Origin of the sequence: Sivoneniella epilithica UHCC 1019, assembly GCF_040830845.1 — a bacterium.
In the GTDB taxonomy this organism is placed as follows: Bacteria; Cyanobacteriota; Cyanobacteriia; order Leptolyngbyales; family Leptolyngbyaceae; genus ULC077BIN1.
This window is the reverse complement of sequence record NZ_JBFPDP010000002.1, coordinates 60287-71313: the sequence shown is the minus strand read 5'-3', so window position 1 is coordinate 71313 and position 11027 is coordinate 60287. Positions and strand designations below refer to the sequence as shown.

The 11027-nt window shown below is 47.0% G+C and carries 11 protein-coding genes; 6 read left to right on the top strand and 5 right to left on the bottom strand.

Features of this window, described 5'->3' with window-relative positions:
- Positions 1 to 1470: DUF2330 domain-containing protein (locus tag AB3R30_RS01900; RefSeq protein WP_458647444.1), on the top strand; the 1470-nt coding region annotated here is incomplete at its 5' end.
- A 55-nt stretch (positions 1471 to 1525) separates the two neighbouring features.
- On the opposite strand, the gene AB3R30_RS01895 is transcribed toward AB3R30_RS01900, so the two are convergent.
- Positions 1526 to 2380 carry an SH3 domain-containing protein gene (locus tag AB3R30_RS01895; RefSeq protein ID WP_458647443.1) on the bottom strand — a complete coding sequence of 285 codons (855 nt, stop codon included), beginning with the start codon at positions 2378 to 2380 and terminating at the stop codon, positions 1526 to 1528.
- 170 nt (positions 2381 to 2550) lie between these two features.
- Between AB3R30_RS01895 and AB3R30_RS01890 the strand changes: the two genes are divergently transcribed.
- Complete coding sequence (locus tag AB3R30_RS01890) at positions 2551 to 3768, top strand: site-2 protease family protein (protein ID WP_458647442.1); 1218 nt, start codon at positions 2551 to 2553, stop codon at positions 3766 to 3768.
- 42 nt (positions 3769 to 3810) lie between these two features.
- Here the strand turns inward: AB3R30_RS01890 and AB3R30_RS01885 are convergent, their stop codons facing one another.
- The 4 genes from AB3R30_RS01885 to glnA form a co-directional block, all read right to left on the bottom strand.
- Positions 3811 to 4566 carry a lipoate--protein ligase family protein gene (locus AB3R30_RS01885; protein ID WP_458647441.1) on the bottom strand — a complete coding sequence of 252 codons (756 nt, stop codon included), beginning with the start codon at positions 4564 to 4566 and terminating at the stop codon, positions 3811 to 3813.
- A 14-nt stretch (positions 4567 to 4580) separates the two neighbouring features.
- On the bottom strand, positions 4581 to 5042 hold the full coding sequence (locus AB3R30_RS01880) for a YbjN domain-containing protein (RefSeq protein ID WP_458647440.1): 462 nt from the start codon (positions 5040 to 5042) through the stop codon (positions 4581 to 4583).
- A 198-nt stretch (positions 5043 to 5240) separates the two neighbouring features.
- Positions 5241 to 6140 carry a ferritin-like domain-containing protein gene (locus tag AB3R30_RS01875; protein ID WP_458647439.1) on the bottom strand — a complete coding sequence of 300 codons (900 nt, stop codon included), beginning with the start codon at positions 6138 to 6140 and terminating at the stop codon, positions 5241 to 5243.
- 218 nt (positions 6141 to 6358) lie between these two features.
- Complete coding sequence (gene glnA / locus AB3R30_RS01870) at positions 6359 to 7777, bottom strand: type I glutamate--ammonia ligase (RefSeq protein WP_458647438.1); 1419 nt, start codon at positions 7775 to 7777, stop codon at positions 6359 to 6361.
- 465 nt (positions 7778 to 8242) lie between these two features.
- On the opposite strand from glnA, the gene apcB reads away from it, so the two are divergent.
- The 4 genes from apcB (at position 8243) to speB (ending at position 10985) form a co-directional block, all read left to right on the top strand.
- Entirely contained in the window at positions 8243 to 8752 is a 510-nt protein-coding gene (apcB, locus tag AB3R30_RS01865; protein WP_458647437.1) for an allophycocyanin subunit beta, read from the top strand.
- Between the two features lie 93 nt (positions 8753 to 8845).
- Positions 8846 to 9220, top strand: coding sequence for a histidine kinase (locus AB3R30_RS01860; protein WP_458647436.1), 375 nt, complete (start codon positions 8846 to 8848; stop codon positions 9218 to 9220).
- Positions 9221 to 9393: 173 nt separating this feature from the next.
- Complete coding sequence (locus AB3R30_RS01855) at positions 9394 to 9942, top strand: hypothetical protein (protein WP_458647435.1); 549 nt, start codon at positions 9394 to 9396, stop codon at positions 9940 to 9942.
- Positions 9943 to 10082: 140 nt separating this feature from the next.
- Positions 10083 to 10985 (top strand): agmatinase, encoded by a 903-nt coding sequence (speB, locus tag AB3R30_RS01850; protein WP_458647434.1) that lies wholly within the window; start codon positions 10083 to 10085, stop codon positions 10983 to 10985.
- Positions 10986 to 11027 lie beyond the last annotated feature (42 nt).

Below are 11027 nucleotides of genomic sequence, written 5' to 3'. Positions count from 1 at the left end.
ACTCAAAACTCAAAACTCAAAACTCAAAACTCAAAACGCCCTTTCCTCTCTTTCGCCATTCACCATTCGTCATTCGTCATTCCTATGAAACTCCTCCGAACTCTTCTGCTGTTTTGCTTATTCACGATTTCCAGCCTATTTCTTGCTGCCAAAGCTTGGGCATTTTGCGGGTTTTATGTGGCAAAGGCAGATGCCAAGCTTTATAACCAGGCTTCCCAAGTGGCGATCGCCCGCAGTGGCAACAAAACCGTGCTGACGATGGCGAACGATTATCAGGGTGAGGTGAAAGATTTTGCGATCGTCGTGCCTGTGCCTGTAGTACTGAAAAAAGAACAGGTAGAAGTCGGAAAACCCAGCGTCATGGCTCATCTGGATGCTTTCAGTGCGCCGAGATTAGTAGAATATTTTGACCCCGATCCCTGTCAGCCTCAGCCCATGGATGACCAGATGCCCCTAATGGCGGAGATTCCTTCTAGTCAACTTGTCCAAAAGGCGCGGGGAAATGCTGCCGAATTAGGCGTGACGATTGAAGAAAAATTCACGGTGGGCGAATACGACATTTTGATCCTCAGCGCCAAGGAATCGGGCGGACTGGAAACTTGGCTGACCCAAAACGGCTATCGAATTCCTAAAGGCGCACGAGAATTACTCAAGCCGTATATTCGCCAAAAGCTGAAGTTTTTTGTGGCAAAGGTAAACCTGAATGAGTTTGAAAAAGCAGGATTTCAAAACCTGCGCCCAATCAAAATGGCGTTTGAATCACCCCGGTTTATGCTGCCGCTGCGGTTGGGTATGGTGAACGCTCAGCAAGCTCAAGATTTGCTGGTTTATATTCTGTCGCCCAAAGGTCAGGCAGAAGTCACCAACTATCGCACGGTCAAGGTGCCTTCTAACATAGAAATTCCAACATTTGTCAAAAATGAGTTCAGCGACTTCTACAAATCCATGTTCCAAACATCCTACGATCGCGAAGGTCGTAATGTAGCCTTTTTGGAATATGCCTGGGATATGTCAAATTGCGATCCTTGCTCAGCCGAACCGTTGTCTCGTGAAGAACTGCGGGATGCTGGAGTTTTCTGGATAGATGAGCCGCAAACAGAGCCGACCCGACCCGGATTTTTTGCACCGCGTCGCCCTTCTCCCTTCCCGTCATCGAATGTCTTCATTACCCGTCTACATGTGCGTTACACTCGCGATCGCTTTCCTGAAGATTTGGTCTTTCAAGACACCAACAACCGCGAACAGTTTCAGGGACGCTACGTGCTGCGCCATGCCTTTTTGGGTAAAACCGAGTGTGCGGCAGGTCGAGCCTATGGGCGATCGCTGCCTCGCCGTTTTGATCGAGAAGCCCAAACCCTCGCCCGTCTGACCAACTGGGATATTCAAAAAATCCGCCAAAAGTTACCCAAACTTCAAGCACTGACCCCATCATCCTGGTGGGAATGGGTTTGGGCGCGGTTTTTGGGATAAATAGGGGCGATCGCTAATACCTACTCTAACGGATGGTACTTAGACCGTTAGCTCATCATTGAACTGAGATAAAATCACCACGAATCCATCCCGACGCTTGAGATGAAAAGGTTACCCGATACCACACTTGTCCTTTACTATCAGTTTTCTCCTCTACAATTTGCACCTTGTCACCTGCATAACCAACATGACGGGCAAATGATGATGTATTTGCTTCATCCCTGACATTGATTGGTGATTTGGGGTCAGAAGCTACAAGAACACCAGAGGAAAGAACTGGCTTAGGTGACTCAACAGACTTTTTAGCTGCCGAAGACTGTGAGCGATCAGGAATTAGAAGATCAAACGCTATTTTCTCTGTTTCATAAGGTTCGGATTTTGAGACATCATCTAGATTTACACGAATTTTTTTAATATTTCTCAAATCAAGTGATGCATTTTTTAGAAGGTAGTCTATGGTTCCTTCTTTAACAACACCGGGTTCAATAGTTCCTGATAAATCTCCCTTTACGCTGTCTACCTCTAATTGACGATTCTCAATTACGATGTTTCCCAAGATAGGGGAAATCCTTAAGGGTTTTTCTGAGTCATTTTTAAGACGCAATTTCAGCAAAACTACAGTGTGTGGTGATGAGGCGACTATGACTTTCTCAACTGTGACAGACAATCCTGTCTTTGATTCAAGTTTTGCATTGCTTTCTACTATAAAACCGTTATCTGAAATGCCACTGATGACAGGCGATTGCTCGACTTTTAACTCAGTAGTAGGAAGAAGCGAAGCTTTAGGGGTAGCTTTAACCAAATCCGGTTTACTTCTATCAGTAGTGCTTTGAGTAACAGAGGTTTGCTTATCCCCAGCAGTGCATCCAGAGACGAGGGCAACCAGAATGATAATACCGATGCGTTTCATAACTTCGCTCATTTGAGGAAAGAACTAACTCAGACTTACAGATGAAGCTCACATTATCAGAGTAAGAACCTATTACTTTGTCACTTCTTCATCTTCGGCACATTGTCTCGCGCTGCTCCATTTCTCCTCTAGCTCCCTTATCCTAGAAAGATAGGCATTAAGGTAACCGTATGCAGTCAGGTTGGCGGATTGGATCAGTGTTTGGCATTCCTCTATACATTGATCTGTCTTGGTTCATTATTTTGTTTTTGATTGCGCTACCCATGGCAGCAAATTGGCAGATACGTTATCCAGAGTGGGGTGTTGCCACAGCTTACCTATCTGCGTTTGCAATGGCACTCTTATTTTTTGGCTCAGTGTTGCTGCACGAACTGGGTCATAGTTTAGTGGCGCTATCCCAAGGAATTAAGGTTACATCCATCAAGCTGTTTTTGTTTGGCGGGATTGCCTCAATCGAGCGAGAATCAAAAACCCCTGGCAAAGCGTTTCAGGTGGCGATCGCGGGTCCTGCGGTTAGCTTAGTCCTATCTGTTTTGTTGACGCTTTTGGTCACTGTCTATCCGGGAGTGGATACACCCGTTAGCGTCATTGCCCAATATTTAGCAACGACCAATCTAGTTTTGGCACTGTTTAATATGCTGCCCGGTCTGCCGCTTGATGGAGGACAGGTCGTGAAAGCAGCCGTTTGGAAAGCGACAGGAAGCCGATTTAAGGGAGTGCGTTGGGCAGCGAAATCTGGCTCTATTTTAGGGTGGACTGCGATCTCCCTAGGGATCTTTTCACTCGTGTCGGGTGCGAGCAATGGCTTATGGTTTATCTTACTGGGCTGGTTTGGTCTTCAAAATGCAGGCAGCTACGATCGCATGACCGAAATTCAGGAAGCCTTACTATCGCTGAAAGCCAGTGATGCGATGACCCGCGAGTTTCGAGTGGTCGATGCCAACATGAGTTTACGAGAGTTTGCCGATAAATACTTGCTGTTGGCGACTCAGCCAGAAGTCTATTTTGCGTCTTCCGATGGGCGCTATCGCGGGTTAGTGGCAGCAGATGATCTGCAATCGGTAGAACGTAGCCGCTGGGAAAGGGAAACCTTGTTCCAAATTATTCATCCACTTGACACGATCGCCACAGTTGAGGAAGCTACACCCTTAGCGACAGTGATTCAACGATTGGAAAAAGATGCCTTGCGGCGAATGACAGTTTTGTCTCCAGCAGGAGCGGTTTCTGGCGTGATCGATCGCGGCGATATTGTCCAAGCTTTGGCACAAAAGCTAAACATGCCAATTGGAGACAACTTGATCAAGCAGATTAAAGAAGATGGCACCTATCCAGCGGGTTTTCAAATTGCGGCGTTGGCAGATTCGGCAATAGAAGCGGTAGAGAAATAAGGTCTGAGGTTTAGAGTAACTCCACCTTACGAAAAGCAGAAGCTATGGAGACGCTACGCAAACAGGGTTTGGAGTTGAAAGCTTTTGCAGGAGGTTCCATTCGGAGTCAGCAAGCGGATCTCGTTGAAACTTACTCCCAAAACAAGTTTGCGCGGACTCCATCAGTGCCGCAATTACTAGCTCTATTGATACTTTTTGTAAAACAAAGTCAGGAGCGATTGGTTCTATAAACTCCGACTGAAAAACGTGCTGAAACAGCGTGACATTTGGATTCAAGCGAATTGAGCCATGTTGCAAGATGGCATTCCCTCGCCGCTTTTGGGCGCTGCCAATCAATTTATAGCCATTGGATAATACTAAATCGGCGGCGGTGGCGGTGCCAAAACAGTTGGGATTGTGAATATAGCCACGCCCTGCTTTGCCGTAGTGCAACTCTACTCCCAGCGATCGCCAACCCTGAATCAAAAACTCGCAAATGTGCCGATAGCTTTCCATCCGGTTGCTGCTTAACCCAGAGGTAATCACGGCATAGGTCAAATCGCCCTGATGGAGTACCGCCCGTCCACCCGTGGGTCGCGGCACGATATCGAGCGATCGCCCCTGCCACATCAGAGTATTCCAATGATTAGGATACTGTCGCTGATGGTAGCCTAGGGAAATTGCCGCAGGTTCCCAGGTATAAAACCGTAGAGTGGGTGGATGGTTTCCTTGGATATGCTGTTCTAACAGCCAAGCATCCAATGCCATATGAACGGCACCCGACGCTGCAAAAGGAGGAATCAACCGCCAAACGGTCATAATTACGGCGATTCCTAAGTGCCAAACTCTGCAATCAATGGTTCGTCACTTTCATCGGCGATCGTCGCAACAATGGTAATGGCGCGGGATAATTCGCTGGGAGACAGATCGGCGATCGAGCGATTCGTAACGACAATTACCTCGTTATTCATAATGCCAAATCGTGCTTCTAAGGTATCAGACCAGTTTTTTTCTAAAAGCTGACGCATCAACTTTGGCTCATCTTTTGCAGGGAGTTTTAGCACGGCTGCCCACACCATCAGCGTATCGTCTTCCGACAAGCCCGTAATCTGGACGAATACCTCTACAGTGCCGTATTTAAACTTCCAAAGATACCCCTCTTCACTACGGTTAACCATCGCCGTTTGCCCGTCATCCAGGCTAGCAATCACCGTCTCAATCACTTCTACCAAGTTGCTGGATGCATTGGCTTCAACTTGGCTTGTGGACTCATCACTGGGAATTGTTTGAACCATAGGAATTTTTGAGGAGATTAGGTGAAACATCTCAAAGCTTGAGTCTTTAGCTTACGACGTTTTCCTTGGCTAAAGACTCAATGGATCTACGATATCGCCGATCGCCCAATTCGTCAGTGGGTCTTCTGATTTCTTCAGGATCATCGATAGTCCAAAGCCCTCACTGGGATCTCAAGCAAGGGCTTTTACCTAAACTTTCTAGGCAGATGTTTTTTGTTGCGGCTGGGCTTGGTTCCGCGTCATCCCTTTGATGAACATGGGGATAAATTTCTCCACAAATGCTTGCGGATCTCGTTGCCATGCTCGTTGCGCCACATCAATCCGGGTCATTTGCAGATCAGGTGAGAGCAAGGTGTAAGGCAACCGTTCCATCAGGTACTGAGTTCGTTCCATCAGAGGCATTGTGTTGGCAATATCCCACAGGTTGCCAACCCGCCGTAGTTCTGCTCCCATTGTAAAGTCAAACCCAGCTTCATAGGCTGCCTGCTCGATCGCTGCATATTTGCATTTTGCAGCTTCTACCTTTTGTCGATGCTCTGCACTCTTGTCAGCAATTTGGGCTAACCAACGATTACCCCAGCGAACATGCCCAGCCTCTTCGGGGAAAATGCGTTCGATTGTTTCTCGAATTTTGATATTTTCCTCCGTTTGAGGCGCGTTCTTCAAAGCCCAAATGTGAGCAGAAAAATACTCGCAGCCACGCTTTTCGGTCACGTTGATGGAGGCAAGGGCAGCAATTACGCCATCTTCAAAATTGCCGTTCCCAAAAGTTTCTTGATCGAGTAACCGTTCAAACTCGTTAATGTAGGACAATCCGGGCGGAATTCCTATATCTGCACCTACATCAATCAATAAATCGGTTAACCAAGCCGCGTGACGGGCTTCATCAGAAATGTGATGAGCTAGATCCCGTACAAGTTCTTTCGGTTGACCGTTGAGCTTTTCGGTCAAATCAGTCAGGTCTTTACAACTGCGCTGCTCATTGTAGCGATAGCGGTTGAGCGTGATTAGGTGAATCTCACGATCGCGTACTACTTGATCTAAAACGTCCCGCGCACTGAGAGTGTTATTAAATTTCTTGGGATAAGCAACAGTCATGAGAGTTCACAGGGTAAAGAATATTGACACACTAAAAAGGTTCTTTGGCAGAGCATCCCCATGACCATCACAGGGTTTATGGCTCACTTGTAAATAAGTGTAACGAATTCTCGTCGGGTTTCGGGTGTCAAGTATCAGGTTTCGGAGTGCAATAAAAACCAGGAGCGATCGCGCGATCGCTCCTGGTTTTAGACTTTCGCTAAATGATTAAGGATGATTTAGCAGTCGTAGTAGAGCATGAATTCGTAGGGATGAGGGCGAATACTCATGGGAATCACTTCGCGATCAAGCTTATAGCTAATCCAGTTTGCGATGAAATCCTCAGTGAACACGCCACTCGAAATCAAGAATTCGTGATCTTGCTCTAAATTCTTTAGCGCATCCATTAAAGAAGCTGGAGTTGAAGGAATTTTTGACAATTCTTCAGGGCTAAGCTCATAGATATCCACATCCAAAGGACCACCCGGATCAATCTGGTTTTTAATTCCATCCAAGCCCGCGCAAACCATGGCGGCAAAAGCTAAATAAGGATTGCAGGAGGCATCTGGGCAGCGGAATTCCAGCCGTTTTGCCTTGGGGCTGTCGCCGGTTAAAGGAATCCGAATGGAAGCCGAGCGGTTGCCTTGGGAATATGCCAAGTTGACTGGAGCCTCAAAACCCGGTACTAGACGCTTATAGGAATTAGTGGTCGGGTTGGTAAACGCCAGAATAGAAGGCGCATGTTTGAGCAAGCCGCCAATGTACCACAGGGCAGTTTGGCTCAGTTGAGCATAGCGATCGCCAAAGAAAGTAGGCTGTCCGTCTTTCCAAATCGATTGGTGACAGTGCATCCCCGTACCGTTGTCGCCAAACACAGGCTTTGGCATGAACGTCACTGACTTGCCATACTTTTTACCCACATTTTTGATGCAGTACTTATAGGTCATCAGAAAATCGGCTGCTTGCACCAACGGCGCAAATCGAAAGCCTAGTTCGCACTGACCCGCCGTCGCGACTTCATGGTGATGCTTTTCGATCGGCACACCGCACGCCTTCATCGTCAGCAACATCTCAGTTCGCATATCTTGCAGCGTATCGGTAGGGGAGACTGGAAAATAGCCTTCCTTATTCCGAACCTTATAGCCTAAGTTGCCCCCTGGTTCGTTTCGACCAGAGTTCCAAGTTGCTTCAATGCTATCGACTTTGTAATAGCCTTCGTTTTGGGTTTGATCAAATTGAACGTTGTCAAACACAAAGAATTCGGCTTCGGGTCCAAAGTAAACCGTATCGCCTAATCCGGCTGCTTTGACTGCTTCAACCGCTTTATTGGCAATCGATCGCGGATCGCGGCTGTAGGGTTGCCCCGTTCTCGGCTCCACAATGCTGCAAATCATACTTAGGGTTGGCTCTTCCATAAAAGGATCGATCCAAGCGGTGTTTGGATCAGGCACCATCGCCATATCGGAGTCGTTGATCGCTTTCCAACCTCGAATGCTCGATCCATCAAAGGCAACACCATCGGTAAAGCTGTCTGCATCGATCATGTCTTGATACAGCGTTAAATGCTGCCAAATTCCGGGTGTATCAATAAATTTCAGATCAATCATTTGAATGTTGTCACGCTTAATCCATTCCAGGATTTCTTGCGGGGTTGTCATGAAATACTCCTTAGTTCGTGCGGACTGTTTCCAAAATCTGGGAAACAGAAAAAGCAGTTAAAACGCAGTGCCGTAGCTGATGCTAACTTAAGGGCTGGTCTGATGAGGCTATAGCCTCTACATATGCTTGAAATAATCCTAATGCTTGCATGATCCTAAAGAGTGACTTTCTGAGATTTTGTATTAATAACTACAAAGTGAGTTTGCTAAAACAGACTTGACGATCCGATCGCAACCGCAGCAATTTTAGAAAGCATAGATAGCTGCGATCGCGGTTTTTCTCAACATCTCTTTACACGCCAAAACAACCGGGAGATAGGGGTTATAGGGATGTCGGCTCATGTTAGACTAGCCGTGCTGAGTTGAACGATCGCGGTTTATTTAAGAGCGTTCACAAGTACTCGGTTAGAGATAACCAAAAGCATTTATTTTTGAACTATTTAAGAATGCCTGGGGGAAAGTTCAATGCGTGACGCAGTTACAAGCCTAATTAAAAACTACGACAACACAGGTCGATACTTAGACCGAGATGCCATGGATCGGCTGAAGTCCTATTTTGATACGGGGATGCTGCGTGTGCAAGCTGCCGCCGTGATTAACTCTAACGCAGCAGACATTGTTAAACAGGCAGGATTACGCTTGTTTGAAGAATTGCCCGAACTCATTCGTCCCGGTGGCAACGCTTACACCACTCGTCGATATGCTGCTTGCCTTAGAGACATGGATTATTACCTGCGCTACGCCAGCTATGCGTTAGTGGCAGGCGACACTGATGTTCTAGATGAGCGCGTATTAGAAGGACTCCGGGAAACCTATAATTCCTTAGCAGTGCCGATTGGTTCTACTGTTTACGGCATTCAGGTGATGAAAGAAATTGTCAAAGAGCAAGTGGCAGCGGCTGGAATTCCAGTGGGTACTATGCTGGATCAGCCTTTCGACTATATGACTCGTGAGTTGAGCGAGACCAACATCTAACTGGAAAAATCTTCAAAGTGGGGTATGGGTGTCAGGCGATTTATCCCGCGATCGCCCATGCCCTATTCACGTTTAAGCTAAATACCCTGAACGATGCCCCACTCTTGCCACATCATCGTTGAAAACAACGCTGCCATCATCTACGCCAGTCGGGGCGGCGGTCCTGATAAAGTTCTGCCTGTCCTTGAAAAATTTCTAGATACCTTTTGGAAAGAGCGAGATACCTTTGGCGAGTATGTTGATACGCCAGAATGTCTGATTGCCCAACTTACCATTCGCTTTGGGTATGCCACTTGTGAAGACGACTTTTCTAACATTCGTGTCGGCGTTCACTATAATCCCACAGCAGATTATCTGTATTGGGTTGGCATGGATCACACGGTGAAAGTTTGGGCTGCGGAGGAAGCCTATCGCAAAACTCCAGAGCTTGGTTTAGGAGGCTGTAGCCTTTGGACAGGAGAAATCTAGCCCGTGCAGGCGGATATCTTCAGAGTAATGGGCGATCTCGCCGCACTCAGCCGCACTCAATTGTTAAAAGAATCCCTCTCCGGAAATATTATTGTTTTCAAGTAAATGTGACTAAAGCGATCGCTCAGATATTAATCGGGCACTCTAAGTCTATTCACCTTATTTGAGAGGGCATGGCAGCTATGGAAAAGATATATCACTGGGCTATGGCAGGAATCGTTTCAGTTGCTTCGCTAAACTTACCGAATGCAGTAGGAGCGCGTCCCATGCAGGCAAATTATTTCTGTTATCAACAGAAAATGACCGGGCAAATTAGAGATTTAACTGAAGTTTGCCAATCCCAAAGCACTACTGATCCCCCTACCCAACCCGCAACTCCCAGCAAAAATAATACCCCCCAATCCCCCAACAGTAAGCCAACTGAGGAAAAGAAAATTGTGTCTGTAGACTCTGCGGCTAAGCGTGTCTTAGAGTTTTCCGATCTCAATTATGAGGGCGGTGTGTTAGTAGGCTTTGCCAGAAACAGAACCCGTAAACCGATTGGAGAGGTTTCGATTAACTACGTTGTTTTAGAAAGAGAGTCTGCAACGAAGTGGAAGCCTGTTTATAGTGGCTCTACTCGAACCCAAGCAAATTCGCTCAAAGCCGGAGAAAAAACAACCTTTACAGCGACTCCTCGAATCAATGGCGACAAGATTGTGATTATGAAAGCTGAGTTCTAAATCAAGCAAGTCGCCTTTCAATTAACTCACTGTGGGTGCGTTTCCATGATCTTTTTCATGACCTGCTTTAGGGTTCAGATGTGGCAATGAATGCCTTAATCGTGTCAGGATTGAGATAGTTCTATGGCATGAGAATTTAGGTGCAAACGTTAACATCGTCTTTACCATTTTTAGGGGCAGAAGTTGCAGCAGACTATGACGCTGCCAAAGTAGTAATTTTGCCGATTCCTTTTGAGGCGACTACCACCTATCGGCGCGGCTGTGAAAATGGACCTGCCGCAATTTTGGATGCGTCTCAACAGGTGGAATATTATGACGACGACCACGATCGCGAACTGTGGACGGTCGGAATCTATACTCACGAAGCGATCGCTGACACTCGCAATAGTGCCCTAATGCCATCTGAGGAAATGCTAAGAGTCACTCAAGAAACTGTGAGTCAGCTTTTTGCCGATGATAAATTTGTCATTTCCCTCGGCGGTGAACACAGCATCACCACGGGCATTGTGGAAGCCTATCGGCAGGCAAATCCTGGCGAACCCTTTACCGTCGTGCAAATTGATGCCCATGGCGACCTGAGGCATGAATATGAAGGCTCTATTCATAACCATGCCTGCATTATGCGCCGAGTGGTGGATATGGGCTTGCCAACCGTGCAAATTGGCATTCGCAGCATTTGTAAAGAAGAAGCTGATCTGATTCGCGAAAAGCAGCTAACGGTGATTCGGGCGCGGGAGATTGCGCTTCAGCCCGATTGGATGGAACGAGCCTGGGCAGGCATTCAAACAGAAAAAGTATTTATTACCATTGACTTGGATGGGATCGACCCTACATTAATGCCGGGAGTTGGCACTCCAGAACCCGGTGGGCTAAACTGGTTTGCGCTATTGGTGTTTTTGCAGCGCGTGTTTGAAACCCATGATGTGATTGGCTGCGATGTCATGGAGTTAGCGCCGATCGCGGATTCTGTGGTATCAGAGTTCACCGCTGCTAAATTGGTTTATAAGCTGATTGGTTATCAGACGATCGCCAAAGGCTGGTAATCTGCCATTCATTTACAGGGGCAACATTACAGGGGGCAACAG

What these genes read in the sequence shown, in the direction of transcription:
- AB3R30_RS01880 (WP_458647440.1), bottom strand. Translation starts at nt 5,042, where the DNA reads ATGGTTCAAACAATTCCCAGTGATGAGTCCACAAGCCAAGTTGAAGCC.
- AB3R30_RS01895 (WP_458647443.1), bottom strand. Translation starts at nt 2,380, where the DNA reads ATGAAACGCATCGGTATTATCATTCTGGTTGCCCTCGTCTCTGGATGC.
- AB3R30_RS01855 (WP_458647435.1), top strand. Translation starts at nt 9,394, where the DNA reads ATGGCAGCTATGGAAAAGATATATCACTGGGCTATGGCAGGAATCGTT.
- apcB (WP_458647437.1), top strand. Translation starts at nt 8,243, where the DNA reads ATGCGTGACGCAGTTACAAGCCTAATTAAAAACTACGACAACACAGGT.
- glnA (WP_458647438.1), bottom strand. Translation starts at nt 7,777, where the DNA reads ATGACAACCCCGCAAGAAATCCTGGAATGGATTAAGCGTGACAACATT.
- AB3R30_RS01890 (WP_458647442.1), top strand. Translation starts at nt 2,551, where the DNA reads ATGCAGTCAGGTTGGCGGATTGGATCAGTGTTTGGCATTCCTCTATAC.
- AB3R30_RS01885 (WP_458647441.1), bottom strand. Translation starts at nt 4,566, where the DNA reads ATGACCGTTTGGCGGTTGATTCCTCCTTTTGCAGCGTCGGGTGCCGTT.
- AB3R30_RS01875 (WP_458647439.1), bottom strand. Translation starts at nt 6,140, where the DNA reads ATGACTGTTGCTTATCCCAAGAAATTTAATAACACTCTCAGTGCGCGG.
- AB3R30_RS01860 (WP_458647436.1), top strand. Translation starts at nt 8,846, where the DNA reads ATGCCCCACTCTTGCCACATCATCGTTGAAAACAACGCTGCCATCATC.